28 protein-coding genes and 1 pseudogene are annotated in these 24,840 nt (G+C 73.0%); 9 read left to right on the top strand and 20 right to left on the bottom strand.

Annotated elements, in window-relative coordinates:
• Nucleotides 1-76: 76 nt before the first annotated feature.
• Both ACFWJX_RS02425 and ACFWJX_RS02420 read left to right on the top strand, forming a co-directional pair.
• Entirely contained in the window at nucleotides 77-850 is a 774-nt protein-coding gene (locus ACFWJX_RS02425) for an MBL fold metallo-hydrolase (protein WP_383235575.1), read from the top strand.
• The gene (locus tag ACFWJX_RS02420) at nucleotides 850-1,473 is read left to right on the top strand and encodes a DedA family protein (RefSeq protein ID WP_383235932.1); all 624 of its coding nucleotides are present in this window, start codon (nucleotides 850-852) and stop codon (nucleotides 1,471-1,473) included. The genes ACFWJX_RS02425 and ACFWJX_RS02420 overlap by 1 nt, the downstream gene beginning before the upstream one ends.
• Nucleotides 1,474-1,537: 64 nt before the next feature.
• Here ACFWJX_RS02420 and ACFWJX_RS02415 read toward each other — a convergent pair whose 3' ends face one another.
• The 4 genes from ACFWJX_RS02415 to ACFWJX_RS02400 all read right to left on the bottom strand — a co-directional run bounded on the left by ACFWJX_RS02415 (nucleotide 1,538) and on the right by ACFWJX_RS02400 (nucleotide 5,882).
• On the bottom strand, nucleotides 1,538-2,590 hold the full coding sequence (locus ACFWJX_RS02415) for an MBL fold metallo-hydrolase (protein WP_383235572.1): 1,053 nt from the start codon (nucleotides 2,588-2,590) through the stop codon (nucleotides 1,538-1,540).
• Nucleotides 2,587-3,834 carry an aminotransferase class I/II-fold pyridoxal phosphate-dependent enzyme gene (locus tag ACFWJX_RS02410; protein ID WP_383235569.1) on the bottom strand — a complete coding sequence of 416 codons (1,248 nt, stop codon included), beginning with the start codon at nucleotides 3,832-3,834 and terminating at the stop codon, nucleotides 2,587-2,589. The genes ACFWJX_RS02415 and ACFWJX_RS02410 overlap by 4 nt, the downstream gene beginning before the upstream one ends.
• A gap of 222 nt (nucleotides 3,835-4,056) precedes the next feature.
• The gene (locus ACFWJX_RS02405; RefSeq protein WP_383235567.1) at nucleotides 4,057-4,923 is read right to left on the bottom strand and encodes a hypothetical protein; all 867 of its coding nucleotides are present in this window, start codon (nucleotides 4,921-4,923) and stop codon (nucleotides 4,057-4,059) included.
• Between the two features lie 164 nt (nucleotides 4,924-5,087).
• Nucleotides 5,088-5,882 (bottom strand): RNA polymerase sigma factor SigF, encoded by a 795-nt coding sequence (locus tag ACFWJX_RS02400; protein WP_383235564.1) that lies wholly within the window; start codon nucleotides 5,880-5,882, stop codon nucleotides 5,088-5,090.
• A 267-nt stretch (nucleotides 5,883-6,149) separates the two neighbouring features.
• Between ACFWJX_RS02400 and ACFWJX_RS02395 the strand changes: the two genes are divergently transcribed.
• The 3 genes from ACFWJX_RS02395 to ACFWJX_RS02385 all read left to right on the top strand — a co-directional run bounded on the left by ACFWJX_RS02395 (nucleotide 6,150) and on the right by ACFWJX_RS02385 (nucleotide 9,041).
• Nucleotides 6,150-7,949 (top strand): thiamine pyrophosphate-requiring protein, encoded by a 1,800-nt coding sequence (locus ACFWJX_RS02395; protein WP_383235562.1) that lies wholly within the window; start codon nucleotides 6,150-6,152, stop codon nucleotides 7,947-7,949.
• 91 nt (nucleotides 7,950-8,040) lie between these two features.
• Nucleotides 8,041-8,421, top strand: coding sequence for a DUF2795 domain-containing protein (locus tag ACFWJX_RS02390; protein WP_383235559.1), 381 nt, complete (start codon nucleotides 8,041-8,043; stop codon nucleotides 8,419-8,421).
• Nucleotides 8,422-8,498: 77 nt separating this feature from the next.
• On the top strand, nucleotides 8,499-9,041 hold the full coding sequence (locus ACFWJX_RS02385; protein ID WP_383235556.1) for a type 1 glutamine amidotransferase domain-containing protein: 543 nt from the start codon (nucleotides 8,499-8,501) through the stop codon (nucleotides 9,039-9,041).
• 56 nt (nucleotides 9,042-9,097) lie between these two features.
• Here ACFWJX_RS02385 and ACFWJX_RS02380 read toward each other — a convergent pair whose 3' ends face one another.
• A complete protein-coding gene (locus ACFWJX_RS02380; RefSeq protein ID WP_383235930.1) occupies nucleotides 9,098-9,430 on the bottom strand; it encodes a DUF6158 family protein in 333 nt (110 codons plus the stop codon).
• Nucleotides 9,431-9,668: 238 nt separating this feature from the next.
• Between ACFWJX_RS02380 and ACFWJX_RS02375 the strand changes: the two are divergent.
• A pseudogene (locus ACFWJX_RS02375) lies at nucleotides 9,669-9,946 on the top strand (hypothetical protein); the annotation flags it as partial.
• A gap of 42 nt (nucleotides 9,947-9,988) precedes the next feature.
• Here ACFWJX_RS02375 and ACFWJX_RS02370 read toward each other — a convergent pair.
• Nucleotides 9,989-11,608, bottom strand: coding sequence for an ATP-binding cassette domain-containing protein (locus tag ACFWJX_RS02370; RefSeq protein ID WP_383235553.1), 1,620 nt, complete (start codon nucleotides 11,606-11,608; stop codon nucleotides 9,989-9,991).
• 71 nt (nucleotides 11,609-11,679) lie between these two features.
• Nucleotides 11,680-12,336 (bottom strand): histidine phosphatase family protein, encoded by a 657-nt coding sequence (locus ACFWJX_RS02365; RefSeq protein ID WP_383235551.1) that lies wholly within the window; start codon nucleotides 12,334-12,336, stop codon nucleotides 11,680-11,682.
• A gap of 231 nt (nucleotides 12,337-12,567) precedes the next feature.
• Here ACFWJX_RS02365 and ACFWJX_RS02360 point away from each other — a divergent pair, with 231 nt between their 5' ends.
• Together ACFWJX_RS02360 and ACFWJX_RS02355 are read left to right on the top strand one after the other, a co-directional pair.
• Nucleotides 12,568-13,389, top strand: coding sequence for a class I SAM-dependent methyltransferase (locus ACFWJX_RS02360; protein WP_383235549.1), 822 nt, complete (start codon nucleotides 12,568-12,570; stop codon nucleotides 13,387-13,389).
• 42 nt (nucleotides 13,390-13,431) lie between these two features.
• A complete protein-coding gene (locus ACFWJX_RS02355; protein ID WP_073495203.1) occupies nucleotides 13,432-13,602 on the top strand; it encodes a hydrophobic protein in 171 nt (56 codons plus the stop codon).
• A gap of 27 nt (nucleotides 13,603-13,629) precedes the next feature.
• On the opposite strand, the gene ACFWJX_RS02350 is transcribed toward ACFWJX_RS02355, so the two are convergent.
• The 13 genes from ACFWJX_RS02350 to ACFWJX_RS02290 all read right to left on the bottom strand — a co-directional run bounded on the left by ACFWJX_RS02350 (nucleotide 13,630) and on the right by ACFWJX_RS02290 (nucleotide 23,629).
• Nucleotides 13,630-13,917: a gas vesicle protein K gene (locus ACFWJX_RS02350; protein ID WP_073495201.1), complete on the bottom strand. Its 288-nt coding sequence runs from the start codon at nucleotides 13,915-13,917 to the stop codon at nucleotides 13,630-13,632.
• Nucleotides 13,914-14,102: a gas vesicle protein gene (locus ACFWJX_RS02345; protein WP_086770183.1), complete on the bottom strand. Its 189-nt coding sequence runs from the start codon at nucleotides 14,100-14,102 to the stop codon at nucleotides 13,914-13,916. Before ACFWJX_RS02345 ends, ACFWJX_RS02350 begins: the two co-directional genes overlap by 4 nt.
• Nucleotides 14,099-14,947 (bottom strand): GvpL/GvpF family gas vesicle protein, encoded by an 849-nt coding sequence (locus ACFWJX_RS02340; protein ID WP_383235543.1) that lies wholly within the window; start codon nucleotides 14,945-14,947, stop codon nucleotides 14,099-14,101. The genes ACFWJX_RS02345 and ACFWJX_RS02340 overlap by 4 nt, the downstream gene beginning before the upstream one ends.
• Nucleotides 14,944-15,285, bottom strand: coding sequence for a gas vesicle protein (locus tag ACFWJX_RS02335; RefSeq protein ID WP_383235539.1), 342 nt, complete (start codon nucleotides 15,283-15,285; stop codon nucleotides 14,944-14,946). Before ACFWJX_RS02335 ends, ACFWJX_RS02340 begins: the two co-directional genes overlap by 4 nt.
• The gene (locus ACFWJX_RS02330; RefSeq protein WP_383235536.1) at nucleotides 15,282-16,427 is read right to left on the bottom strand and encodes an SRPBCC family protein; all 1,146 of its coding nucleotides are present in this window, start codon (nucleotides 16,425-16,427) and stop codon (nucleotides 15,282-15,284) included. The genes ACFWJX_RS02335 and ACFWJX_RS02330 overlap by 4 nt, the downstream gene beginning before the upstream one ends.
• Nucleotides 16,424-17,068, bottom strand: a complete 645-nt coding sequence (locus ACFWJX_RS02325; protein WP_383235534.1) for a DNA primase — start codon at nucleotides 17,066-17,068, stop codon at nucleotides 16,424-16,426. Before ACFWJX_RS02325 ends, ACFWJX_RS02330 begins: the two co-directional genes overlap by 4 nt.
• A complete protein-coding gene (locus ACFWJX_RS02320) occupies nucleotides 17,065-17,328 on the bottom strand; it encodes a gas vesicle protein GvpG (RefSeq protein ID WP_383235532.1) in 264 nt (87 codons plus the stop codon). Before ACFWJX_RS02320 ends, ACFWJX_RS02325 begins: the two co-directional genes overlap by 4 nt.
• Before the next feature lie 28 nt (nucleotides 17,329-17,356).
• The gene (locus ACFWJX_RS02315; protein ID WP_383235530.1) at nucleotides 17,357-18,109 is read right to left on the bottom strand and encodes a GvpL/GvpF family gas vesicle protein; all 753 of its coding nucleotides are present in this window, start codon (nucleotides 18,107-18,109) and stop codon (nucleotides 17,357-17,359) included.
• Entirely contained in the window at nucleotides 18,106-18,534 is a 429-nt protein-coding gene (locus tag ACFWJX_RS02310) for a gas vesicle structural protein GvpA (protein WP_383235527.1), read from the bottom strand. The genes ACFWJX_RS02315 and ACFWJX_RS02310 overlap by 4 nt, the downstream gene beginning before the upstream one ends.
• Nucleotides 18,535-18,598: 64 nt before the next feature.
• Nucleotides 18,599-18,991, bottom strand: a complete 393-nt coding sequence (locus ACFWJX_RS02305) for a gas vesicle protein (RefSeq protein ID WP_383235524.1) — start codon at nucleotides 18,989-18,991, stop codon at nucleotides 18,599-18,601.
• 105 nt (nucleotides 18,992-19,096) lie between these two features.
• Nucleotides 19,097-20,020 carry a non-homologous end-joining DNA ligase gene (ligD, locus tag ACFWJX_RS02300; protein WP_383235521.1) on the bottom strand — a complete coding sequence of 308 codons (924 nt, stop codon included), beginning with the start codon at nucleotides 20,018-20,020 and terminating at the stop codon, nucleotides 19,097-19,099.
• A 38-nt stretch (nucleotides 20,021-20,058) separates the two neighbouring features.
• Nucleotides 20,059-21,915, bottom strand: a complete 1,857-nt coding sequence (locus ACFWJX_RS02295) for a transketolase (protein ID WP_383235519.1) — start codon at nucleotides 21,913-21,915, stop codon at nucleotides 20,059-20,061.
• Between the two features lie 4 nt (nucleotides 21,916-21,919).
• Nucleotides 21,920-23,629, bottom strand: coding sequence for an FAD-dependent oxidoreductase (locus ACFWJX_RS02290; RefSeq protein ID WP_383235516.1), 1,710 nt, complete (start codon nucleotides 23,627-23,629; stop codon nucleotides 21,920-21,922).
• Between the two features lie 198 nt (nucleotides 23,630-23,827).
• Here ACFWJX_RS02290 and ACFWJX_RS02285 point away from each other — a divergent pair, with 198 nt between their 5' ends.
• A complete protein-coding gene (locus ACFWJX_RS02285) occupies nucleotides 23,828-24,781 on the top strand; it encodes an LLM class F420-dependent oxidoreductase (protein WP_383235513.1) in 954 nt (317 codons plus the stop codon).
• Nucleotides 24,782-24,840 lie beyond the last annotated feature (59 nt).

Genomic DNA, 24,840 nt, shown 5'->3' with positions numbered 1-24,840 from the left:
CCTCACCTCCGGGTTTCGCCGCCGACCCTACTCCTGCCCGTAGGCTTCGGGGGAGTCGCGCGAAGGGGGCAAAGAGGTGCCGGTGGAGATCACCTGGTGGGGTCACGCCACCTGCACGATCACGGATTCGGACGTCCGCGTGCTGACCGATCCCCTGTTCGCCCGCCGGCTGGCGCATCTGCGGCGGCGCCGGGGGGCGTTGCCCACGCCGGACGCCTGGCGCGCGGACCTGGCGCTGGTGTCGCATCTGCACTCCGATCATCTGCACATTCCCTCGCTGGCGCGCCTCGCGCCGGGCACGCGCCTGCTGGTGCCCCGCGGTGCGCCGCGCGCCGTCCCGGGCCTGCGGCGCCTCGCGCATCTGCGGCTGACCGAGATGGCGCCGGGCGACGAGACGACCGTCGGCGACCTGCGGGTACGGGCCGTTCCCGCCCGGCACGACGGGCGGCGGCTGCCGGTCGGCCGGCACCACTCCCCCGCGCTCGGCTATGTCGTGCAGGGCGAGGCGCGGACGTACTTCGCCGGGGACACCGGCCTGTTCGAGTCGATGGCCGAGGAGGTCGGGCGGGTCGACGTGGCGCTGCTGCCGGTGGGCGGCTGGGGGCCGTACCTCGGGGAGGGGCACCTGGACGCGGGGCGGGCCGCGGAGGCGCTGGCCCGGCTGGCGCCGCGCAGTGCGGTTCCGGTGCACTACGGCACGTACTGGCCGATCGGCATGGACGCCGTGCGCCCCCATGAATTCCATGCGCCGGGCGAGGAGTTCGTGCGCCTGGCGGCGGAGCGCGCACCAGACGTGATGGTGCACCGGCTCGCGCACGGGGAGAGCGTGCGCCCCGAGGTCGCGCGATGATGACGCTGGCCGTCGTCACGACGGTCGCACCGGCGGAGTCCACGCAACAGGCGCTCGGCTACCCGTCGTTGTTCCTGTTGGTGCTGATCGGCGCGCTGGTGCCGGTCGTGCCCACGGGGGCGCTGGTGAGTTCGGCGGCCGTGGTCGCCTTCCACCAGACGGCGCCCTTCGCGCTGGCGCTGGTGTTCGTGACGGCGTCGCTGGCCGCGTTCTGCGGGGACGCGGCGCTGTACTGGCTGGGCCGGCGCGGGATGCGGTCGAGGAACGGCTCGCGCTGGCTGGCGGCGATCCGGTCGCGGGCGCCCGAGGAGCGCCTCGCGGGGGCCCAGGAGAAGCTCGCCGACCACGGTACGGCGGTCCTGGTGCTGTCCCGGCTGGTCCCCGCGGGCCGCATCCCGGTCATGCTGGCGTGCCTGATGGCCGACTGGCCGCTGCGCCGGTTCGTACGGGGAAACCTGCCGGCCTGTCTGGCGTGGGCGGTGACCTACCAGCTGATCGGGATCCTCGGCGGCTCGCTGTTCCCGGAGCCGTGGCAGGGCGTCCTCGCGGCGGTGGCGCTGACGCTGGTCATCAGCGTGGTGCCGGGACTGTGGCGCCGGCTGCGGGAGCGGCCGGCCGGGTGAGAGTCGCCGGCCGCGGCCGGCAGGGGGCGCGCCCCCTGAGACGCCCCCCGGGCCGTGCGCAGTCCTACAACACCCGCGAACCCCCCACCGGCATGTCCCACAGGTCCTCGCGGGCCAGGCCCGCCTTCTGCCAGGCGGCCCTCACGCGTGTCAGGGGTTCGAGGACGGGCTCGGCGGACAGGACGAACGTGCCCCAGTGCATGGGGGCCATCCGGCGTGCCCCCACCTCGCGGGCCGCCCGTACCGCCTCCTCCGGGTCGCAGTGGACGTCACTGAGCCACCAGCGCGGGTCGTAGGCGCCGATCGGCAGCAGCGCCAGGTCGATTCCGGGGTGGCGCTGTCCGATGCGGGAGAACCAGTGGCCGTAGCCGGTGTCGCCCGCGAAGTAGACGCGCTGTCCGTCGGGGTCGGTGAGGATCCAGCCGCCCCACAGGGAGCGGCAGGTGTCGGTGAGGCTGCGCTTGGACCAGTGGTGGGCCGGTACGAAGTCGAAGCGGACGCCGGACAGTTCGGCCGCCTCCCACCAGTCCAGCTCGGTGACCCGGGTGAACCGGCGGCGCCGGAACCAGCGGCCGAGCCCGGCCGGCGCGAACACCGGAGTGTCGCGCGGGAGTCGGCGCAGGGTGGGGGCGTCGAGGTGGTCGTAGTGGTTGTGGCTGATGACGACGGCGTCGACGGGCGGCAGTGTCTCCCAGGGGACGCCGACAGGGGTGATGCGGGCCGGGGTGCCGATGATGCGGCGGGACCAGACCGGGTCGGTCAGCACGGTCAGGCCGCCGACGCGCACCACCCAACTGGCGTGGCCCGCCCAGGTGACGGCGACGGTGCGGGCGTCGACACGGGGCAGCGGGCGGGGCTCGAAGGGCAGCCGCGGAACGTCGGCGAGGCCTTCTCTTCCGGGCCGTACGGCGCCTTCGCGGGCGAAGCGGGCGAAGGCCTTGAGGCCGGGCAGCGGGGCGGTCAGCCGGTCGTGGAAGGTACGCGGCCACGCCCGTTGTTCGCCCAGCGGGCGGGGCTCGGCGAGGGGCGGGACGGGGGAGGTCACGGGGGAGACGACCGGCGGGATGCCGGTGTCTCGCAGGGGCGTGGGGGTGGTCGACTCGGACTGCTGCGTCATCGAGGAGGCTCCCGTCGCTGAGCGTCGTCACGGAGGTCGTCGAGGACCGACCTCAGGTGGATCAACGCGCGTCGCACGTGTGGCAGTTCCAACGGGGTGGGCGACATCAGGCATTCCGTGCGCTGCGCGTCCGTGCCGTCCAGCAGCATGCCCGTGGAGAGCCGTACGCGCAGCGCCCCCAGGTCGTCGCCGAAGCGGTGGCCGCCCGGCACGGGCATGCCGAGCCGGGCGGTGAGGAGGTCCTCGAGGTCCTGTGCGTCGCCGACGCCCCGCGCGGCCAGCGCCTCGCGCAGCGGCCCGAGGTCGGCGTACAGGTGCCGGCCGGCGCGCGGCGGCAGCGCGAGACCGCCCGCGGCGACGACGGCGGTGTGCGCGGCGGCGGCCACGCGCGCGTGCAGGCCTACGGCGGTCTCCACGCGCGCGGTGACGGGCTCGGGTTCGGTCAGGGCGAAGGCGGCGGCCGCGGCGACGGGGGCGGCCACGCGTGCGTCGAGCGCGGTGAGGACGTCGAGCACGCGCGCGTGGAGGTCGTCCCCGGTGACGGTGTCCGGGAGGCGGGCGACGGCGGCGGGCCAGCCGGAGGGAAGCAGGGCGCCCGCGAGGTCGCTGACGACGGTGACCCGGTCGGGGAGCATCTCGGCGGGCCCGACCAGGACCGTGTCCTGCGGGGCGTGCAGGGTGTCGCGCCAGGTCTCGTCGCTGATCAGGTGCAGTCCCTCGCCCGCGGCGGCCTCCACGGCCTCGTGCAGCAGCTCGGGCGGGGCGACGGTGGCGGTGGGGTCGTCGGCGACGGACAGCACCAGCAGCCGTGGGTCGCCGCCCTCGGCGCGGACCCGGCGGACGGTCTCCAGGAGGGCGTAGGGGTCGGGGACGCCGCCGCACTCGGCGGGCGTGGGCACATGGAAGACGGGCCTGCCCAACAGCCGCGCGTAGGGCGCCCACCAGGCCGCGCAGGGCCGCGGCACCAGGACGTCGCCGCCGAGGGCGGCGGTCAGCGCGAGCAGCAGGGCGGGGGCGCCGGGTCCGGCCACGACCCGGTCGGGTCCGGTGGGGGTGCCGCGCCGTTCCCAGTAGCCGCAGGCGGCGTCCAGGAGGGCCCGGCCGCCGCCGACGGGTTCGCCGTCGGCGCGTTCGGCTGCCGCGGCCAGGACGGCGGCGAGTTCGGGCAGCACGGGCAGGCCGTCCGCGGGCAGCGCCGGCCCGTAGCGGACGGGGCCGTGTCCTTCCGGTCCGGTGCCCCGCATGCCGTCCTCCCCGTCCTCCGCGCCGTCGGTTCCTGCTGCCTGCCCTGTGCCGCCGCCGGCCGCCGGACCCGCCGTGCTGCGGCGGGACTTGGTCCGCGTGCCGGGTGGTGCGTGACGGGGCGTCCGGGGCCGGGCGGGCCCTGGGGTGACGAGTACCCCGTGTGCCGTCGCCCCATGGCCGCGGGCCGGGGTCGCGCCGGTCACAGCGCGGGCCGGGCGCGGTCAGAGGCCCGCCGTACGGTCGCGGCGGCGCAGCCGGTGGGCGGCGGCGCCGACCGCGCCGGCGATCAGCAGCCCGCCGACGACCAGGGCGGGGACGGAGTCGGTGAAGGTGCCGCCGGTCCCGGCGCGTACACCGTGCTGGACGGCCGCGCCGGGGCAGCCGGTGCCGTGCGGGGCGGTGCCGTGCGGGGCGGTGCCGTGCGGGGCCGTGGTGCGGGAGGTCGGGCACGGCTGGGGCGCGGGGTGGGTGGGGCAGGAGGCGGTGTGGCCGGGCGTGCACGGCTGGGGCGTGGCGCAGGCCGTGGGGTGCGCCGGTGCGCAGCTCGGGGCAGGGGGAGCGCTCGGGGCGCCCGGTCCCGCGCCGCCGCCCGCGCGGGGGACGTCGTAGGTGGCGCTCCACGGGCCGCCCTCCCCGCCGGGGGGTGCCGGACAGGTGCCGTCGACGGTCCAGGCGGAGTCCGCGTCGGCCGCGTCGGCCGCGTCGGCCGCGTCGGCCGCGTCGGCGGCGTCGGCCGCGTCGGCGGCGTCGGCGGCGTCGGCGGCGTCGGCGGCGGCCGGTACGTCGAGGTCCGCGGCCGGGGCGATGCGGGCGGTGCCCCGGTAGGCGGGGCCGGTCAGCTCGTCGCCGCCGGGCTCCAGGGTGAGCTTGACGGTGCCCTCCTCGAAGGCGTCCGAGGCGGCGTCGATGGTCTGTGGGGCAGGCGCGCCCAGGGGGTCGCAGGTGACGGTGACGGTGACGCTGCCTCCCGCAGCGGCCGTGGCAGGGCTGACCTCCACCGCCGGGTCCGCGGACGCGGCCGGGGCGACGCCGGCCAGCACGGCACCGGCCAGGGCGGCGACGGACAGGAGACGGGCGGTGCGGCGCATGGGACGGCTCCTTCGGCCGACGGCTGCGGGGCACATGTCCGTGCCCCACGGCCATCACAGCCCGACCCGCCCGCCGGCGCCCGTGGCCACGGTCCATTGGCGGGACGGCCGCACCCGTCCGGGTGACCCGCCCACCGGGGACGAAGGGAAACGAACGGCAGCCCTTACCCAGCGTCTTCGAGGACCTCTTCCCGCAACCGGTTGCAGCAACGGCTGATCAGCCGGGAGACGTGCATCTGCGAGATCCCCAGCTGCTCGGCGATCCGACTCTGCGTCATGTCCCCGAAGAAACGCATGTAGAGAATCGCCCGCTCGCGTTCCGGCAGCGCGGCGAGCCGCGCCCGTACGGCCTCCCGGTCGACGACGGTGTCGAGCGCGGGGTCGGGCGAGCCGAGGGCGTCGCTCAGGGAGTAACCGTCCTCGCCGCCCCGCAGCTCCGCGTCGAGGGACAGCGCGGTGAAGCTCTCCAGCGCCTCCAGCCCCTCGCGCACCTCCTCCTCGCCGAGCTGGGCGCGTTCGGCGATCTCCGCGACGGTGGGACGGCGCCCGGAGACGGTCTGGGACAGGTCCTGAGAGGCGAAGCGGACCCGGTTGCGCAGCTCCTGGACGCGCCGCGGCACGTGCAGCGTCCACATGTGGTCGCGGAAGTGCCGTTTGATCTCCCCGGTGACGGTGGGGACGGCGTAGCTCTCGAAGGCGTTGCCGCGTTCGGGGTCGTAGCGGTCGACGGCCTTGACCAGGCCGAGGGCGGCGACCTGGCGCAGGTCCTCGGCGCTCTCGCCGCGGTTGCGGAAGCGCCCGGCGAGGCGGTCGGCCATGGGCAGCCAGGCCTCGACGATCTGCTGACGGAGCGCGTCGCGTCGGGGGCCCGCGGGCAGCTCGGCGAGCCTGCGGAAGGCGTCGGCCGTGTCGGGGGCGTCGTCGTGCGGGTGGTGCCTCGCGCTTGCTCGGTTTCGCATGGGCGTAGCAACTCCCTTGAAGGTGCTCGGTGTCGGCCGGTCACCGTGGGAGCGCGGAGCGGCCTCCGGAGAGGGCTGCCGGGGCCGCGGCGAGGCGGTGTCCCACGGGCGTGCCTCCGGTCCGAAGCACTGTGCTGCGTCTGCCCCCGGCCCCTGTGGGCAAACGCCTGCCCAGGTTTTCCGGCGGCCCCGCGGGGTCACTCGGAACAGGGGCACGCAGACGCGCGCCCCTGTTCCCGTGCCCCGACGCCCAGGGAGGGCCCTTCCATGAGCACCAAGGTCTCCGACCACGTTCTGCGACGGCTGCGCGAGTGGGGTGTGGAGCAGGTCTTCGGCTATCCCGGCGACGGCATCAACGGGCTCCTCGCCGCCTGGGGCCGGGCCGAGGACCAGCCGCGTTTCGTGCAGTCCCGGCACGAGGAGATGTCGGCGTTCCAGGCGGTCGGCTATGCCAAGTTCAGCGGCCGTCTCGGCGTGTGCGCGGCGACCTCCGGACCGGGCGCCGTCCACCTCCTCAACGGCCTGTACGACGCGAAGCTGGACCATGTGCCGGTCCTGGCGATCGTGGGCCAGACGCACCGCACCGCGATGGGCGGCTCGTACCAGCAGGAGGTCGACCTGCACACCCTGTTCAAGGACGTCGCCTCGGAGTTCGTGGAGACGGTGACCGTCCCCGAGCAGTTGCCGAACGTCCTGGACCGGGCGATCCGCACGGCGTACGCCCGCCGCTGCCCGACCGCGGTCATCATCCCCGGGGACGTGCAGGAGCTGGACTACTCGCCGCCCACGCACGAGTTCAAGATGGTGCCCTCCAGTCTGGACCTCAGCGAATGGACGACGGTGCCGTCGGAGGAGTCGCTGCGGCGGGCGGCGGAGATCCTCGACTCCGGCGACAAGGTGGCGATCCTGGTCGGCCAGGGCGCGGCGCGCGCCCGCCCGGAGGTGGAGCGGATCGCCGGACTGCTCGGCGCGGGCGTGGCCAAGGCGCTGCTCGGCAAGGACGTCCTCAGCGACGAACTCCCGTACGTCACCGGCTCGATCGGCCTGCTCGGCACCCGGCCGTCGTACGAGCTGATGCGTGACTGCGACACCCTGCTCACGATCGGCTCCTCCTTCCCGTACACGCAGTTCCTGCCGGAGTTCGGCAAGGCGCGGGGCGTGCAGATCGACCTCGATCCGCACATGGTCGGGATGCGGTATCCGTACGAGGTGAACCTGGTCGGCGACGCGCGGGAGACGCTGCGGCGGCTGATCCCGATGCTGACGTCCGAGGACACGCGGGGCCGCGAGTGGTTCGACACGGTGTGCGACAACGTCCGCCACTGGCAGGACGTGCTGGACCGGCGGGCGCAGGTGTCGGCCGATCCGATCAACCCGGAGTATGTGGCGCGGGCCCTGGACCCGCTGCTGCCGGACGACGCGATCATCACCTCCGACTCGGGTTCGGTGGCGAACTGGTACGCGCGGCACCTGACGATGCGCGGCGACATGCGCGGCTCGCTCTCCGGCACGCTGGCGACGATGGGCTGCGCGGTGCCGTACGCGATCGGCGCGAAGTTCGCCCACCCGGACCGGCCGGTGATCGCGCTGGTCGGGGACGGGGCGATGCAGATGAACGGGCTGGCGGAGCTGATCACGGCGGCGAAGTACCAGGACCGCTGGACGGACCGGCGCCTCGTGGTCGCCGTCTGGAACAACCAGGACCTCAATCAGGTGACGTGGGAGCTGCGGGCCATGGGGGGCGCCCCGTCGTTCCTGCCCTCGCAGGAGCTGCCGGACGTGCAGTACGCGGCGTTCGCCCGGTCCCTCGGGCTGACCGGGGTGCGGGTGGAGAAGCCGGAGGACGTGGCGGCGGGCTGGCGTACGGCGCTGGAGGCGGACGGCCCGGCGGTCGTGGAGTTCCTCACCGACCCGGCGGTGCCGCCGGTCCCGCCGCACGCGACCTGGGAGCAGATGGAGGCGACGGCCGCGTCGATCCTGCGGGGCGACGCGGACCGGGGCTCGGTGCTGAAGCAGGGCTTCAAGGCGAAGGTGCAGGAGTTCCTGCCGGGGCGCGAGCGGAGGTGACCGCGTCCGCGGGTCCGGCGGGAGAGACCTCGTGTCGGTTCCCCTCCGCCGGGTACGCGGTGGGCCCGCACCCGAGGATCTGGAGGGAGACATGCAGCGAGGCAGCGCCCGGCTGAGTGTCCACCGGGACGACGAGATGAAGCACGAACTGCAGGGACTGCTCAGGTCGGGGCACCCCACGCGGTCCGAGGAATGGCACGACCCCGAGCCGTCCGCCGAGGACGATCCGGCGGTCTGGGGCGGACCGGTGGTGCCGGGGGACGCACGGGCGTCACTGGCGACGGTGCGTCTGGAGCTGGCCCGCATCCTGGGCCGCAGCGCCTTCCCGGCCGGCCCCCAGGAGCTGGCCCGGACCCTGCGCCGCAAGAACGCGCCGGACGCCCTCGTCGACGCGGTACGGCAGCTCCCGGACAAGGAGCGCTACGGCACCGTGCAGGAACTGGCCCAGACCCTGACCCGAGGCGGGGCATGAGCGGCCACCGGCACAGTCCCGTCACCGGCACAGTGGCGGGCACGGTCAGGCACACCAGGAAAGGACGTTGAACGATCATGCGCATCGCGTTTCTGACGGCTCCCGAGGGCGTCGAGCAGGTGGAGCTGACCGACCCCTGGCAGGCGGCGAAGGACGCGGGACACGAGCCCGTGCTGGTGTCGACCGAACCGGGTGAGATCCAGGCCTTCGACCACCTCGACAAGGCGGACACCTTCCCGGTCGACGAGGTGGCCGGAGAGGCGTCGGCGGACTCCTTCGACGGACTCGTCCTGCCGGGCGGGGTCGCGAACCCCGACTTCCTGCGCACCGACGAGAAGGCGGTCTCTTTCGTCAAGGGGTTCTTCGCGCAGGGCCGGCCGGTCGCCGCGATCTGCCACGCCCCATGGACGCTGATCGAGGCGGACGTCGTACGCGGCCGGGTGCTGACCTCGTGGCCCAGCCTGCGGACGGACATCCGCAACGCGGGCGGCACCTGGGTGGACGAGCAGGTCAAGGTCTGCGACCACGGGCCCAACAAGCTCGTGACCAGCCGCAAGCCGGACGATCTGAAGGCGTTCTGCGAGACGTACCTGGACGTGTTCGCCCGGGAAACCGCCTGAGCGGCTCCCGGGCCCGGATGGCCGGGAAACTCGGGAAAGCGGTTCCGGCAGGTGTTTCAGGCCCTGCCGGGACCGTTCGCCGTGCCGGGGCCCCACTTGCCGGCCGGGGTGCCCGAGCGGTCCGTACCGTCGGCCTGCCCGGTGCGATCCCGGGCTCCGTCGCGGGTGCGGGCCGGCGAGACGAAGCGGCGCGGGTTGCGGCGCAGGTACTCGCCCTCCAGCTCCGCCATCCGGTCGTTGTGGGCGCGCAGGGCGTCGTTCGAGCCGTGCAGGAGGGTGTCGTGGCGGGTGCGGTGGATCGTCTCCAGCTCCTTCATGAGCTGCTGGTCGTCCAGCCGGTCGGGGTCGACTCCGGTCATCGTGGTGCCCCACTCGTCGTGTTCGTCCATGGGGCCCGAGTACCCGCCGGGGGAGCGCAGACATCCGGCCGATGTCCGGGAGAAGCCATGGATCTCGCGTTGCTGCATCCACTGTACGAACATTCCGGCTCCTGGGCCTCCGTCCACGTCGACACGTTCCGGCATCCCGGGAGCACACCCCACGAGCGTCACCTCACGGCGTCCGCGCCGGGTCCGGCGGCTGGCGGAGCAGGGCGCGGACGAGGCGACCTGCTCCGCCGTGCGGACCGCGGCCGAAGGGGTTACGGCGCTGGTCGAGGCGGCCCGTGAACACCGCGTCGGCGAGCTGCTGATCCACGCCGACGGGTGTGGATCGGCGAGGATCCGGACCAGCTGCTCGTACCGCGTACGCCGTACCGAGCTGGAGGCGCTCGGCGAGCAGAACTCCTGGGCGCCCGCGCCGACGACGTCCTGATCCGCTCGGCGGTGGCCACCGGCGCCCCCGTCCTCGTGGTGTCCGGGCCCGACGAGGGGATCCCGGCGGGCGGCCTGGGCGCGCTGCTGCGTCGGCGTGACCACCGGGAGCCCCGGCGGTCACGTCGGCAAGCCCTAGCGGACGCGCTCCACGCGGCGCTCGTCCCACACCGGCTCCGGGGTCTCGCGGACCCGCCCGTCGCTGCCGAAGACCAGGTAGCGGTCGAAGGAGCGGGCGAACCAGCGGTCGTGGGTGACGGCGAGGACCGTGCCGTCGAAGGCCTCCAGCCCTTCCTGGAGGGCTTCGGCGGACTCCAGGTCGAGGTTGTCGGTCGGCTCGTCGAGCAGCAGGGCCGTGACGCCCTCCAGCTCCAGCAGCAGGATCTGGAAGCGGGCCTGCTGGCCGCCGGACAGCCGGTCGAAGGCCTGCTCGGCCTGCTGGGTCAGCTCGTAGCGGCGCAGCCGGGACATGGCCGCCCCGCGGTCCTGGGAGTGCTCCTGCCACAGGATGTCCAGCAGCTTGCGCCCCAGCAGCTCGGGGTGCGCGTGGGTCTGCGCGAAGTGGCCGGGTACGACCCGCGCGCCGAGCCTCCACTCCCCCGTGTGGGCCACGGTGTCGCCGGCCAGCAGGCGCAGGAAGTGCGACTTGCCGGAGCCGTTGGAGCCGAGGACCGCGACGCGTTCGCCGTAGAAGACCTCCAGGTCGAAGGGCTTCATCAGGCCGGTCAGTTCGAGGCCCTTGCAGGTGACGGCGCGCACGCCGGTCCGGCCGCCCTTGAGACGCATGGTGATGTCCTGCTCGCGCGGCGGCTCGGGCGGCGGGCCCGCCTCCTCGAACTTGCGCAGGCGGGTCTGCGCCGCCTGGTAGCGGGAAGCCAGCTCATGGCTGATGGAGGCGGCCTGACGGAGGTTCAGGACGAGTTTCCTCAGCTGGGCGTGCTTCTCGTCCCAGCGGCGGCGCAACTCCTCGAAGCGGGCGAAGCGTTCCCGCCGGGCCTCGTGGTAGGTGGCGAAGCCGCCGCCGTGCACCCAGGCGTCGGCTCCGGCCGGTCCCGGCTCCACGGAGACGATCTTCTCGGCGGCGCGGGAGAGGAGTTCGCGGTCGTGGGAGACGAAGAGGACCGTCTTACGGGTCTCCTTCAGCCGCTCCTCCAGCCACCGCTTCCCCGGCACGTCGAGGTAGTTGTCCGGCTCGTCGAGCAGCAGCACCTCGTCGGTGCCGCGCAGCAGCGCCTCCAGCACCAGCCGCTTCTGCTCGCCGCCGGACAGGGTGCGCACCTGACGGAACTGCGCCTTGTCGTAGGGCACGCCGAGAGCGGCCGTCGTGCACATGTCCCACAGTGTCTCGGCCTCGTAGCCGTGCGCCTCGGCCCAGTCGGAGAGGGCCTGCGCGTAACTCATCTGCGCGGCCTCGTCGTCCACGGTCATGATCGCGTGCTCGGCCTTGTCGACCGCCTTCGCGACCTCCTGGATACGCGGCGAGGACACCGACACGAGCAGGTCGCGTACGGTCGTCTCGTCCCGTACGGAGCCGACGAACTGGCGCATCACGCCGAGCCCGCCACCGACGGTGACCGTCCCGCCGTGCGGTTTCAGCTCACCGGAGATCAGCCGCAGCAGGGTCGTCTTGCCGGCGCCGTTGGGTCCGACCAGCGCCACGACGGCCCCTTCGCCCACCCGGAACGACACGTCGCCGAGCAACGTCCTCCCGTCGGGGAGGTAGTACTCGAGGTGCGCGGCTTCCAGATGTCCCATGAGGCTGCATTCTGCGGTCCGCGCACCGGATGCGGCAAACCCTTATGGGCGCGGTCCCCGCAGGTCGGAGATCATCCGGCCGGGTCGAACGGCTCGCCGGCCGGCCCGCCCTCGCCCGCGGGTGCCACGGTCGCGCCCGCCCACGTCAGGGCCTTGAACCCGTCGGACGGGGAGCCGTCGAGGACGATCACGCCGGTGTTGGCGAGCGGGTGGGCGGCGGCGAACGGCACGTCGACGTTGAGCGCGCGGGCGGCCGTCCAGGTGCGGATCGCGGCGCCGTGGCTGACCAGGGCGACGGTGCGGGCCCCGCTCGCCGCGGCCTCGGCGACCACGGCGTCGTAGCGCTCCAGGAACTCGCTACCGCTCTCGCCGCCCGGCATGCGCAGCCGTAGGTCCCCGGCCGCCCAGGCGAACACCGTGCGCATGTACCGCCCGCCCTGCTCGGAGTCGCCCGGCAGGAGTTCGAGATCGCCGGCGGAGATCTCCCGGATGCCGTCGCGGACGAGGACGTCCAGGCCGTGGGCGGCGGCGAGCGGCGCGGCGGTGAGCCGGGTGCGCACCAGGGTGGAGGCGTACAGGGCGTCGATGTCCTCGCCGGCGAGGGCGTCGGGCAGGGCGGCGGCCTGCCGCTCGCCGAGCGCCGTCAGGCCGGGGCCGGGGACGGCGGTGTCCAGCAGGCGGTCCACGTTGGAGGGAGTCTCGCCGTGGCGGACCAGGAGCAGACGCATGCGCTCACCCTTTGGTGTCGTGCCGTCCCGCGCAGGAATCGGCCCCTGAAGGGTACCCGCGGGCCATGATCCCTTGACGGTCCACGGCCCGCCGACACGATCCTGACGTACCGTCAGTCCACATTCCAGAACGAACTGTCTCAGCATGCGGTTGCACGCATACGGTGACACACGTCAGCCCCCGGAGCTCCCCCGAGCCCGGGGACCGGGCCGTCGAGAAAGGGCTGAGCCATGCCGGGAGCGCGCGAGACCGCCGTCTACACGCACGGACACCACGAGTCGGTACTGCGGTCGCACACCTGGCGGACCGCCGCCAACTCGGCGGCGTATCTGCTCGGTTCACTGAAGCCGCACATGAAGGTCCTGGACATCGGCTGCGGTCCGGGCACCATCACCGCCGACCTGGCCGCCCTGGTCCCCGACGGTCATGTCACCGGCGTCGACCACGCGCCCGGCATCCTGGAGCAGGCGCGGGCCGGCGCCGCCGACCGCGGACTGACCAACATCGACTTCGCGGTCGCCGACGTACACGCCCTGGAGTACCCGGACGACACGTTCTGCGTGGTCCACGCCCACCAGGTGCTCCAGCACGTCGGCGACCCCGTACAGGCGCTGCGCGAGATGCGGCGCGTCACCAGGCCGGGCGGGTACGTCGCCGTCCGCGACTCGGACTACGCGGCCATGACCTGGTACCCCGCCTCCGCCGGGATGGACGACTGGCTGGACCTGTACCGCACGGTGGCCCGCGCCAACGGCGGGGAACCCGACGCCGGACGCCGGCTGAAGTCCTGGGCCCTGGCGGCGGGCTTCACCGACATCACGGCCACCTCGGCCACCTGGACCTTCAGCACCGCCGAGGAGCGGGCCTGGTGGAGCGGCCTGTGGGCCGACCGCACGCTGGCCTCCGCCTACGCGGAACGCGCCACCGAGGGCGGGCACGCCGACGCCGGACGGCTGCGGGCCGTGTCCGACGCCTGGCGGGAATGGGGAAAGCAGGACGACGGGTGGTTCGCCGTTCTGCACGGAGAAGTTCTGTGCAGAAAGGACGCCTGAATCGCAAATTTGTGGAAACCCGGACAGCAGGAGGTTCACACTATGGTTCCCATCCTGCTGGTGCTGCTTCTGGTGCTGATTCTCTTCGGTGCCGGATTCGCAGTGGAGGTGCTTTGGTGGATCGCGATCGCGGTCCTCGTTCTCTGGCTCCTGGGATTCCTGATGCGCGGAACGACCGCGGCGGGAGGCCGGGGTCGTTGGTACAGGTGGTGAATTAGCCCGGGGATTCAGGAGACTTTCTCACTCCCGGGGCAGCAGCGGTCCGAGCGGCCCGAGGTCCAGATTCAGGTCCTCGGGCCGCAGGCCGTACCGCTCGCGCAGTTCCGTCATCCGGTCGTCGAGCAGCATCAGTGTGAGCCCGATCCGCTCCTCCTGCTCCTCGGACAGATCACCCTGGTCGAAGCGGCGCAGCGCCTGCCGTTCCATCAGCTGGCGCAGCAGCTCCACGACCGTGAGGACGAGCTTGATCAGGTCGCGTTCGACCGTGTCGGGTTCGAGGTCGAGATGACGCTCGCGCGGCGTGCTCACGAAAGATCCCTCCAGGGCGACGGAACATTCTCGTTCACGGAGCTGATCAGGGCGTTCAGATCGATGCGGACCAGGTCGACGTCCGCGATCCGCAGGGTGATGTCGCCCGTGATGACGACGCCGCCCGCCAGCAGCCGGTCGAGCAGGTCGACCAGGGCGACCTCACGGCGCTCCACGACGGTCACGAGCCCTCCTCCCCGGCCCCACCGGCGTGCCCGGTACTCCCGGCGTCCCCCGAGCCCTCCGTGCCCTCCGCGCCCTCGGCCGCCGCGGGCTCCACGAAGGAATAGGCCGCCCACGGTCCCGTGAGTTCGACGCGCATTCCGGGTTCCTCGCCCTTCGTGCGGTCCACGATTTCCACGAATTCCTCGGATTCCGCGCGGGGCACCAGATAGGCGGCATTCAGCACGTTCTGTCCCGAGGCCCGGGAAAGGGCGGAGTTCTGCGGCGCGTGGAGACGGGCCGCGTCGGCGTGCTCCGACAGCAGGGCGTGCAGTCGGCCGGCGAACTGTTCCGCCCGCTGCCATGTGTCCTCGTGCGCCCGCGCCCTCATACGCCGCTGCCGCAGATAGTCACGGCCCGAAACCGGTTTCCCCTCCGTGCCGTCCGGGCCCGCGGTCTCCTCCTGACCGGTGGGCTCGACGTACACCTTCACGCCCCATTCCACGCGCCCCGCCAGCCGGTCCAGGGTGCGCAGGAAGACCTCCTCGCGTTCCTCGATCATCACGCGGACGCCGCTGTCGTCCCGGAAGACGGTGCCGAGCCGCAGCGGCAACGGCGTGGTGACCGCCGTCAGCGCGTCGATCACCTGCTGGTGCCCGCGCGCGGTCGCGGCGAGCCAGTCCAGGTCCTCCAGGTGGGCCCGGAGCGGTTCCTCGGCGAAGTCCCGCTCGGGCACGTCGCTGACGACGGCGATCAGGCCGTGGTGGTGCAGCAGCTTGGCCGGTGCGCCCGCCACGCCCGTCAACTCCGCCTGGAGCGGCGCGGTGAGGGGCCGGCAGACGGCGTAGACGTACCGCAGTCCGGTCACGGGGACTCCTCCCTGGTGCGGGCACGGCCCGGCTCCAGCTCCTCCAGTCGTGCCAGCCGCTCACGCAACTCCGCGTTCTCCCGCGTGAGCTGGTCGCGTCTGGCACGGGTGGACAGCGCCGGGTCGTCCTCCCACCAGTCGATGCCCATCTCCTTGGCCTTGTCGACCGAGGCGACGATGAGGCGGAGCTTGATGGTGAGCAGTTCGATGTCGAGCAGGTTGATCCGGATGTCACCGGCGATGACGATGCCCTTGTCGAGGACCCGTTCCAGGATGTCCGCGAGATTGGCACCGCCGCCCTGGCCGTACGGTTCCGGCATCCGGCTCGGAATGCTCATCGCCGGCCCCTGTCCTCGTCGTCCGCGGGCTCGTCCTCGTACTCGTCGGCCTCCTCGTACTCGGCTTCCGGCTCGCCCTCCTCCTCATCGGCCTCCTCGGCCTCCTCGTACTCGCCCTCGGGTTCGTCCTCGCCCTCCGCGTCCTCCTCGTCGTACTCCGACTCCGGCTCGGACTCGTCGTACGCCTCCTCGGACCCGCCGTCCTCCTCGGACCCGCCGTCCTCCTCGGAGTCCCTCTCCTCGTCGGCGACGGCGTCCTCGTGGGAGCGGACGACCTCACCGTCGCGGATCTCGCCGCGCCAGCCGTCCTCCGCCTCCCCCTTGAGGGTGACGAACCGGGCGAAGTTCTTCAGGTCCAGGCGGGCCCGGCGGCCCTGGGCGCGCCAGATGTTGCCGGTCTTCTCGAACAGACCCACGGGGTAGTACTCGATGACGAGCAGGACCCGGGTGAGGTTGTCGGCGATCCGGTGGAAGGACACCACACCCTTGGTGGTGCCCTTGGCGCCCTCGGACGTCCAGGAGATCCGGTCGTCCGGGAGCTGCTCGGTGGTCTTCGCCTTCCAGCTCCGGTTGGACCAGAACACCTTCAGCTGCCAGTCGCTGGCCGTGTCGTCGGCGCGGCTCGCGCTCTTGACGCCCTTGGCGAAGGTGCTGAAGTCCTGGTACTGGGTCCACTGGTCGTAGGCGGTGCGCAGCGGTACGCCGACATCGATCTGCTCCATGATGACGGTCGGCTTGGAGCCCGAGCCGCCCTTGCGCTTGCCCTTGCCGCCGCCCAGGTTCTTCAGGGCGCCGGTCACCTTGTCCTTGGCGCGCGAGGCGCCGAGTTCCAGCGCGGTGCGCACCGGACCCTTGCCCTCGGCGACCTTGCGGCCGCCGTCCAGGGCGAGCTTGGCGAAGCCGGGGCTCTTGCCCTCGGCGATGTCGTTCAGCTTCACGGTGGTCTCGCCGAGCTTGCGGCCGACGCCCGCCAGCACGCGCTCGGTCTGCGCGGCGAGGTACTCCTGCACCTCCGCCTTCAGCCGGTCGGCGGCCTCGCTCTGCGCGACACCGGCCAGCGGATTGCCGCCGGCCGCCTTGCCCGCCGCCTTGCCGGCCGTTCCGCCGGCCGCGGACGTGGCCGATCCGAGGGTCTCGGTCATCGCTCACCGCCTCCCTTCGGCCGCCGGGCCCGCGACGAGGTCCTCTCGGCCGTCTTGCGGGCCGACGCGGCGGTCTTCTTCGCGGGCACCGTCTTGGTGGGGGCCTTCTTGGCCGTCTTCTTCGCCGGTGCCTTCTTCGCCGGTGCCGTCCTGCGCGGACGCTCCTCACCGGCGTCCGCGGCGTCCTGGTCCTCGTCGTCCCGGTCCTCGTCGTCCTCGTCCTCGTGGCGCGCGGACTCCGGCTCGTCGTACTCCTCGTCCGTGCCCCTGTCGTCCGTGTCGTCCTTGTCGTCCTTGTCGTCCTTGTCGTCCACGTCGGGGACGACGCCCTGGAGCTGGTCGCGGACCTGTCCGGTGCGGCTGTGCAGCCGGTCGGCGAGGGCGCTCATCTGCCGCTCGACCATCGCACCCGAGGCGGCCTTGCCGACACCGCGCAGGTCCCCGCGGAGCTGTTCGCCGATCTCCTTGAACTGCGGGTTGTCCTTCAGTTGCTGGGACACCAGGTCGGCCACGCCGCGCGGGGTCAGGTTCAGCTTCTTGCCCGCGACCATCGAACCCACGGCGAGCGCCAGTTTCATCTTCTTCGTACGTCCCAGGACGTATCCGGCCCCTATCGCGAGGCCCAGTCCCACTCGGTTCATCGTGCCGTCCCGTCGTCGGTTCCCGTGCTCCTGCCCATGGCGATGTCCAGCCGGTCGAGGAGTTCGTCCTCCAGCCGGTCGAACTCCTCCTCCGTGATCTCTCCGGACTCCAGCCGCTCCTCAAGCCGGGAGAGTTCGGCCCGTACCGTGGCGGGGTCGTAGTAGATCCGCTCGGCCTCCTGGACGACCTGCTGGATCACCCAGGAGGTGCCGCGCACCGGGGCGAACGGCAGCAGCAGCACCTCTGAGATCAGGCCCATCTCCCTGCTCCTTCCGCTTCGGCGGCCGCTACTCGGCCGCCGGCACTGCGGGCTTCGCCGGGCCGGGTTCGACGAAGCTGTACGGAGGCAGCGGGCCGTTCACCCGCACCTCCAGGTGGGGGCGGGCCTCGCGGAGCCCCTCGGCCGCCTCCAGGAACCGTGCGGCCTCGTCGCGGTCCACGAGGAAGGAGACGTTGGCGAGCCAGCCGGTGGACTCGGGGCCCGGCTCGACGCCCGTCGCGAGGGGTTCCAGCACCCGCTGGATCTCCGCCGCGTCCTCCGCCTCACGGCTCTTGACCGCGGCCGCCACCATCTCGCCGAGCTGGAGCTTCTGCTCGTAGGTGCCGCCCCCGGCCTGCCGGTTGGCCTCGGCCAGCGCGCGCAGTTCGGGGTTGTCCGCCATCACCTGATGCAGCACGGCCTCCTCCACGTGGGAGGCCTTGACGTTGTACTCGACCTTGTTCTCGAGGGCCCGCAGCCGCTCCAGGTAGTGCTCGGCGCGCTCGGTGAGCACCCCGGTGACGGCGTCGTCGTCGGGGGCGACGCTGCCGAACCGCATGGGCAGCACACAGCCGCCCGCCCCCACCTCGCCGAGGACGGTCTGGTGGGCGAGCAGGTCGCGGCGCTTGGGCCGCAGGTTCTCCGGGGCGTCGCTGACGACGGCCACCAGGTCGCCCGCGCGCAGCACCCGCACCGGCAGCGGAGGCTCCCCCACGCCGGCCAGGGCCTCCGGCAGGGAGGGGTGCGCTGCGGCGGTGATGCCGTAGACGTAGGTGCTCACTCCTGCTCCTCCTTCCGGCGTGCGGAGGCCGCCTTGCGCGGACGCGGCCTCGACTCGGGCTCGCCGCTCTCCTCACGGGCCTGCTTGAAGGCGCCGGAGATGGTCTCGGCGGCGCCGGACAGCGCCCCCTTGGACTTGCCGCGCGCGCCGGACTCGGTGACGTCGCCGACGATCTCGGGCAGGCCGGGGCTCTTGCGCGGGCCCGCCTCCAGGTCGAGGCGGTTGCACGCCTCGGCGAACCGCAGATAGGTGTCGACGCTGGCCACGACGACCCGCACGTCGATCTTCAGGATCTCGATGCCGACCAGGGAGACGCGTATGAAGGCGTCGATGACCAGCCCCCTGTCGAGAACGAGCTCCAGGACGTCGTAGAGGCCGCTGGAGCCGCCTCCGCCACCGGACTGTTGTGCCGGGACCACGGTCATGCCGACCGCACCTCCTTGTATGTGGTGAGTGGTGTTCGGGCCCGTTCCGCGTCTGGCGAGCGGCCTACCGGCCGCCGGGCCTGTGTGCGTCGGCCCGCCCGCGTTCGTAACGGCGGACGCGGCGGTAGCCGGTGAGCTGCCCCTCGGGGTCGAGTTCGACCTCGTAGCTCGCCATGAGGCTCATGGTGTCGGGCACCCGTTCCAGTTCCAGGACCTCGACCTCCAGGGACCAGCCGTCCTCGGTCCGCGCGAAGGACGAGACGCTCTCCGCGGTCATGCCGGTCAGCTCGGCGAGCTGGGCGCGCGCCTGACGCAGCACCTCCATGGGGCTCGGCCGGTCGTCCGTCACGGTGTCGTCCTTGCCGTCGGGGTCGTCGTCGTTCCCGGCCCCGCCCTTCGGGGTGTTCGGTGAACTCTGTGTCCTTGCTGTGTTCTTCGTGTCCTTGGTGTTCGTCATCGCCACCTCTTCCTTCCGTGTGGCCGGAAGGTCCATGGCCAAACCTTCACAGGCACACGCGTCCGCGGCGCGGGCCTGACGGCCTGCGCACGGACGGTATGTGCATCAGCCACGCAGCGCGTCGAGGCGGCGCCGGGCGGGTCCCAGGGCGCGGCCGCGGGTGCTCACCCCGGACCACGGGCCGGTGCGGGCCTGCTCGACGGCGTCGGCGATGGTCCAGCGGCGGGGCCCGAGGCCTGGGTCGTCGAGCTGCTCCCAGGCGATGGGCATGGCGACGGGGGCGCCGGGGAGGGCGCGCACCGTGAAGGGGGCGACGGCGGTCTGTGCGTAGCCGTTGCGCTGCACGTCGAGGTAGAGCCGCTCGCCGCGGTCCTTCTTGCGGGCGGCGGTGGTCAGCTCGTCCGGGTGCCGGGCGGCGAGCAGGTCGGCGGCGTCCCGCGCGAAGGCCCGCACCTCGTCGAAGCCGTGCCGTCCGTCCAGGGGGACGACGACGTGCAGTCCGCGTGAGCCGGTCGTCATCGGCGCGGAGGGCAGCCGTACCTCGTCGAGCAGGTCGCCCAGCCGTCGGGCCGCCTCCCGCACGGCCTCGAAGTCGTCGCCGGACGGGTCCAGGTCGAAGATCATCAGATCGGGGCGGTCGGCCCTGCCGACCCGTGCCGGCCAGCGGTGCAGGGTGAGGCAGGCCTGGTCCGCGAGGTACACGAGGGTGGCGGAGTCGTCGCACACGGTGTGCACGACGGTGCCGCCCTCCTTGGCGACCTCCACCCGGGTGATCCACTCCGGGTAGTGCTCGGGGGTGTTCTTCTGCATGAACCGGGGGCCGTCGATACCGTCCGGATGCCGCTCCAGCATCAGCGGCCGGCCGCGCAGCTGCGGCAGCATGAACGCGGCCACCGACCGGTAGTACGCCACCAGGTCGCCCTTGGTGTACTCCTTGCCGTCGGCACCGGCCGGGAAGAGCACCTTGTCGGGCCGGTGGACCTCGACCGTGCGGCGTCCGGCACGCACCGTGCGAACGCCGTCGCCCACGGCACGACCGCCGTCGCCCGCCGAACGACCGCCGTCGCTCACCGGACGACCGCCGTCTCCACCAGCAGCCGGGCGGAGGCGGCGATCGCGTCGGCGTCGATGCCCGCCGCGTGCAGCTGCTCGTCGGGCGTCGCGGAGCCGGGCATCATGCGGACGGCCAGCCGCACCAGGCGGGGCACGGGGCGCCCGTCGGTGAAGGCGTCGAGGACCGCGTCGCCGAGGCCGCCCTCCTCGTGGTGGTCCTCCACGGTCATGAGACACCCGGTCTCCTCGGCGGCCAGCCGCAGGGTGTGCCGGTCGACGGGCTTGACCGAGTACAGGTCGATCACCCGGACCGGGACGCCGTCGGCGGCCAGGGCGTCGGCGGCCTTCAGCGCCTCGTGCACGGTGACACCGGCCGCGACGACGGTCAGCCGGTCGCCGCCGGAGGAGCGCAGCACCTTGCTGCCGCCGACGGGGAACTCCTCGTCCGGCCCGTAGATCACCGGGCTCTCGCCGCGCGAGGTGCGCAGATAGCGGATGCCGTCCAACCCGGCCATGGCGGCGACCAGCCGGGCCGTCTGGTTGGCGTCGCAGGGGTAGAGGACCGTCGAGCCGTGCACGGCCCGGAACATCGCCAGGTCCTCCAGGCCCATCTGTGAGGGCCCGTCCTGCCCGATGGCCACCCCGGCGTGCGAGCCGACCAGGTTGATCCCGGCGCCGCTGATCGAGGCCATCCGCACGAAGTCGTGGGCCCTGGTGAGGAAGGCCGCGAAGGTGGAGGCGTACGGCACCCAGCCGCGGGTGGCCATGCCGACCGCGCTCGCCACGAGCTGCTGCTCGGCGATGTAGCACTCGAAGAAGCGGTCGGGGTGTTCCTTGGCGAAGAACTCGGTGCGGGTGGAGTCACCGACCTCCCCGTCGAGGGCCACGACGTCGCCGCGGGCCGTGCCGAGGGCGGCGAGGGCCTGCCCGAAGGCGTCCCGGGTGGCGACGCCCTTCTCGGGGTCGCCCTTCTCCCAGCGGGGCAGGTCGAGGCGGCCGGTGGGCACGGAGTGCAGCATGCGGGTCGCGGGCGGCTCGTGCACCCGCACGCGCAGGTCGCGGATCCCGCCGAGTTCCCCTATCGCCTCGTCGGCGTCCGGCAGCGGCTTGCCGTGCAGGCCCTCGCGGTCCTGGACGGCCTCGACGCCCTTGCCCTTCAGGGTCCGGGCGAGGATCGCGGTGGGCTGGCCCGTGGTGGAGACCGCCTCCCCGTACGCGCGGTCGACGGCGTCCACGTCGTGCCCGTCGACCTCGACGGTGTGCCAATCGAAGGCCTGGAAGCGGCGGGCGTAGGCGTCGAGGTCGTGGCCGTGCCGGGTGGGGCCGCGCTGGCCGAGCCGGTTGACGTCGACGATCACGGTGAGGTTGTCGAGGTGCTCGTGGCCCGCGTGCTCGGCGGCCTCCCACACCGACCCCTCGGCCATCTCGCTGTCCCCGCACAGCACCCACACCCGGTGCTGGGAGTGGTCCAGCCGCTTGCCCGCGAGGGCGATGCCCACGCCCACCGGCAGCCCCTGGCCGAGCGAGCCGGTGGCCGTCTCCACCCAGGGCAGGCGCTGCGGGGTGGGGTGCCCTTCGAGGCGGCTGCCGAGTTCCCGGAAGGTGAGGAGTTCGTCGTCGTCGATGGCTCCGGCCGCCTTGTACGCCGCGTACAGCAGCGGGGAGGCGTGGCCCTTGGAGAGGACGAAACGGTCGTTGGCCGGGTGGGCGGGGCGGTCGAAGTCGTAGCGGAGGTGGTTCGCCAGCAGGACGGCCATCAGGTCCGCGGCGGACATGGAGGACGTCGGGTGCCCGGACCCCGCTGCGGCGGAGGCGCGGACGCTGTCCACCCGCAACTGCTGTCCGAGTTCGGTGAGTTCGGCGGTGTCCATCGGGTTACCGATCTCCTTCCTGAGGGGCGGAGCGCGTGGGGGCGGGCTGCGGGCGCGGCTGCTTCCCGGCCGACTCGGGGCCGGGCCGGTTCTTCGCGGGCTCGCGACCGGGCTGGTTCCTGGCAGGTTCGCCACCGGGCTGGTTCCTGGCAGGTTCGCCACCGGGCTGGTTCCTGGCAGGTTCGCCACCGGGCTGGTTCCTGGCAGGTTCGCCACCGGGCTGGTTCTTCGCGGGCTCGGCGCCCGGCCGGTTCTTCTTCGCGGGCTCGCTCTTCACCGGTTCGGGTGTCGGTGAGGTGATCGTCCGGGAGGTGTCGTCACCGCCGCCTCCGCCCACGGCCTTCCGACCGCTGGCCGAGGGGGCGTCCGCCCCGCCGGACGCCGCGTCCGGCTCCCGCCGCCGTTCCCGCCCGTCCGGCACCCGCGCCAGCTCCGGCGACGCCGTGTCCAGCGGCACCGACCAGGACCGTACGAGACCCAACTGGACGGCCTGGCGCGGCAGTACGGCGTCCAGCAGCCAGTCGGCCGCGACGCGCACGCGGTTGCCGGGCATGGCGGCCAGGTGGTATCCGCGGGTGACCGCACCGGCGGGCAGCCCCGACAGCGGGACGCCCAGCGGGTTCGCGGCGGCCTTGACCCCGCCGAGGTCGACGACGAAGCCCATGTCCTTGTGCCGGTAGGGCCGCAGTTCGCGCCCGGTCAGCGAGGCGGCGATGTTGTGCCCGGCGACCTTGCCCTGCCGCCAGGCGTGCTGCGCGGTCATCGGCGTGTACGCCCCCGGCTTCTCCAGGTCGGGTACGGCGGCGGCGTCACCGCAGGCGAACACCTCGGGCCTGCCCGGCACCTGGAGGGTCGGCTCGACGAGGAGCCGTCCGCGCTCCATGGGCAGTCCGAGCGACTCCGCGAGGGGATCGGGCCGTACGCCCACGCACCACACGAGGGTGCGGGTGCCGACGAACTCGCCGTCGGTGAGCAGGACTCCGTCCGGGGTGGCCTCCTTGACGGAGGTTCCCATCCGCACGTCGACGCCCCGCTCGCGCAGCACCCGGTCGGCGGTGCCGGAGAGCCGTTCGTCCAGTTCGGGCAGGACCCGCTCGGCGACGTCGAGGAGCAGCCAGCGCGGCCGCATGCCCTTGCGCAGGGGGTGGGCGCGCACCAGCGCGTCGGTGAACAGCTGCCCCTGCGCGGCGACTTCGGTCCCGGTGTAGCCGGCGCCGACCACCACGAACGTACAGCGCGCGGAGCAGAGGGGGCCCTCGCCGTCGGAGGCGGCCAGTTCGACCTGGCGGGTCACATGGTCGCGCAGATAGAGCGCCTCGGGCAGGCCGCGGAAGCCGTGCGCGTGCTCGGCGACGCCGGGGATGGGCAGCAGCTTGTTCACGCTGCCGGCGGCCAGCACCAGCCGGTCGTAGCCGAGGCTGCCCGGCTCGCCCTCGGGACCGGTGTAGTGCACGGTGCGTCCGTCGAGGTCGACATGGCCGGCCTCGCCGAGCACCAGCCGCACGTCCGGCAGGGTGCCGGCGAGGGAGACGGTGACCCGGCGCGGTTCGAGGATGCCGGCGGCCACCTGGGGCAGCAGGGGCAGGTACAGGAAGTAGTCGGTCGGGTTCAGCAGGGTGATCTCGGCCCGGCCGCGGGCCGCCCGCGCGAGGGTGCGGGCCGTGCGGTACCCGGCGAAGCCGGCTCCGACGATCACGATGCGGGGTCGACTCACGTTCGCCTCCGGTGGCCCCACGCCCGGCGAGGCCGCGGGGAAGTGTGTCGTACGGGAGTTTCCGCGTCCCCCCGGCCGGGCCCGCCAAACGTTCCGCGGGGTCCGCCGGGTCCGCCGTCGCGGCCCGGTTTCCGGCCCGCGCGCGGGGTAACCCGGAGCGCGACCGCCCACCCGCCGCACCACAGCGGAGGTACCCCCATGCCCGAGTACGGCTATTTCCTGTCCTGCGAGGAGTTCGGTCCCGCGGAGCTGGTCGAACAGGCGCGGATGGCCGAGCAGGCCGGATTCACGGCGCTCTGGATCTCCGACCACTATCACCCGTGGAACGACGCGCAGGGCCAGAGTCCCTTCGTCTGGTCGGTGATCGGCGCGCTGTCGGAGGCGGTGTCGCTGCCCATCGAGACGGCCGTGACCTGCCCGACCGTACGCATGCACCCGGCGGTGGTGGCACAGGCCGCCGCGACGAGCGCGGTGATGACGCAGGGCCGCTTCCGGCTCGGCGTCGGCTCGGGCGAGGCCCTCAACGAGCACATCCTGGGCGGCGCCTGGCCGCCCGCGCACGTACGTCTGGAGATGCTGGAGGAGGCCATCCAGATCATGCGGCGGCTGTTCACCGGCGAGGAGGTCAACCACGTCGGCACCCACTACACGGTGGAGAACGCCCGCCTCTACACCGTCCCGGACGAGCCGGTCCCGATCGACATCTCCGGCTTCGGCCCGAAGGCCACCTCCCTCGCCTCCCGGGTCGGCGACGGCTACATCACGATGATGCCGGAGGAGGCGATGGTGGAGCAGTTCCGCAAGGGCGGCGGCGGCACCAAGCTCGTCAGCGGCGGCACGAAGGTCTGCTACGGCCCCGACCGGGAGGAGGCGGTCCGCACGGTCCGCAAGCTGTGGTCGAACCAGCTGCTGCCCGGCGAGATGGGCCAGATCCTGCCCACACCGAGCCACTTCGAGCAGCTGGAGCCGCTGATCTCGGAGGAGATGGTCGGCGAGAACACGGTGTGCGGCGACGACGTGGACGACCACGTCACAACGCTGAAGGCGTTCGCCGACGCGGGCTTCGACCGGATCTACGTCAACCAGATCGGCCCCGACCAGCGCGGCTTCTTCGACTTCTACCGCACCAAGGTGCTGCCGCAGCTCCCCTGACTCCCCTGACTGTCTCCGGACCCGGCGTGGCGGTGCTCAGCCCGGGTGCGCCTGAGCAC

It is taken from the genome of Streptomyces sp. NPDC058335 (genome assembly GCF_042723915.1).
Taxonomy (GTDB): Bacteria; Actinomycetota; Actinomycetes; order Streptomycetales; family Streptomycetaceae; genus Streptomyces.
This window is presented reverse-complemented; position numbering and strand designations above follow the sequence as displayed.

Excerpts from the sequence above, each read along its gene's own strand:
- ACFWJX_RS02380 (WP_383235930.1), bottom strand. The coding sequence starts at position 9,430 with ATGGACGAACACGACGAGTGGGGCACCACGATGACCGGAGTCGACCCC.
- ACFWJX_RS02335 (WP_383235539.1), bottom strand. The coding sequence starts at position 15,285 with ATGAGCATTCCGAGCCGGATGCCGGAACCGTACGGCCAGGGCGGCGGT.
- ACFWJX_RS02365 (WP_383235551.1), bottom strand. The coding sequence starts at position 12,336 with ATGCGTCTGCTCCTGGTCCGCCACGGCGAGACTCCCTCCAACGTGGAC.
- ACFWJX_RS02285 (WP_383235513.1), top strand. The coding sequence starts at position 23,828 with ATGCCCGAGTACGGCTATTTCCTGTCCTGCGAGGAGTTCGGTCCCGCG.
- ACFWJX_RS02395 (WP_383235562.1), top strand. The coding sequence starts at position 6,150 with ATGAGCACCAAGGTCTCCGACCACGTTCTGCGACGGCTGCGCGAGTGG.
- ACFWJX_RS02325 (WP_383235534.1), bottom strand. The coding sequence starts at position 17,068 with ATGAACCGAGTGGGACTGGGCCTCGCGATAGGGGCCGGATACGTCCTG.
- ACFWJX_RS02385 (WP_383235556.1), top strand. The coding sequence starts at position 8,499 with ATGCGCATCGCGTTTCTGACGGCTCCCGAGGGCGTCGAGCAGGTGGAG.
- ACFWJX_RS02360 (WP_383235549.1), top strand. The coding sequence starts at position 12,568 with ATGCCGGGAGCGCGCGAGACCGCCGTCTACACGCACGGACACCACGAG.
- ACFWJX_RS02405 (WP_383235567.1), bottom strand. The coding sequence starts at position 4,923 with ATGCGCCGCACCGCCCGTCTCCTGTCCGTCGCCGCCCTGGCCGGTGCC.
- ACFWJX_RS02320 (WP_383235532.1), bottom strand. The coding sequence starts at position 17,328 with ATGGGCCTGATCTCAGAGGTGCTGCTGCTGCCGTTCGCCCCGGTGCGC.
- ACFWJX_RS02410 (WP_383235569.1), bottom strand. The coding sequence starts at position 3,834 with ATGCGGGGCACCGGACCGGAAGGACACGGCCCCGTCCGCTACGGGCCG.
- ACFWJX_RS02355 (WP_073495203.1), top strand. The coding sequence starts at position 13,432 with ATGGTTCCCATCCTGCTGGTGCTGCTTCTGGTGCTGATTCTCTTCGGT.
- ACFWJX_RS02390 (WP_383235559.1), top strand. The coding sequence starts at position 8,041 with ATGCAGCGAGGCAGCGCCCGGCTGAGTGTCCACCGGGACGACGAGATG.
- ACFWJX_RS02400 (WP_383235564.1), bottom strand. The coding sequence starts at position 5,882 with ATGCGAAACCGAGCAAGCGCGAGGCACCACCCGCACGACGACGCCCCC.
- ACFWJX_RS02295 (WP_383235519.1), bottom strand. The coding sequence starts at position 21,915 with ATGGACACCGCCGAACTCACCGAACTCGGACAGCAGTTGCGGGTGGAC.
- ACFWJX_RS02370 (WP_383235553.1), bottom strand. The coding sequence starts at position 11,608 with ATGGGACATCTGGAAGCCGCGCACCTCGAGTACTACCTCCCCGACGGG.
- ACFWJX_RS02415 (WP_383235572.1), bottom strand. The coding sequence starts at position 2,590 with ATGACGCAGCAGTCCGAGTCGACCACCCCCACGCCCCTGCGAGACACC.
- ACFWJX_RS02310 (WP_383235527.1), bottom strand. The coding sequence starts at position 18,534 with ATGACCGTGGTCCCGGCACAACAGTCCGGTGGCGGAGGCGGCTCCAGC.
- ACFWJX_RS02330 (WP_383235536.1), bottom strand. The coding sequence starts at position 16,427 with ATGACCGAGACCCTCGGATCGGCCACGTCCGCGGCCGGCGGAACGGCC.
- ACFWJX_RS02420 (WP_383235932.1), top strand. The coding sequence starts at position 850 with ATGACGCTGGCCGTCGTCACGACGGTCGCACCGGCGGAGTCCACGCAA.
- ACFWJX_RS02305 (WP_383235524.1), bottom strand. The coding sequence starts at position 18,991 with ATGACGAACACCAAGGACACGAAGAACACAGCAAGGACACAGAGTTCA.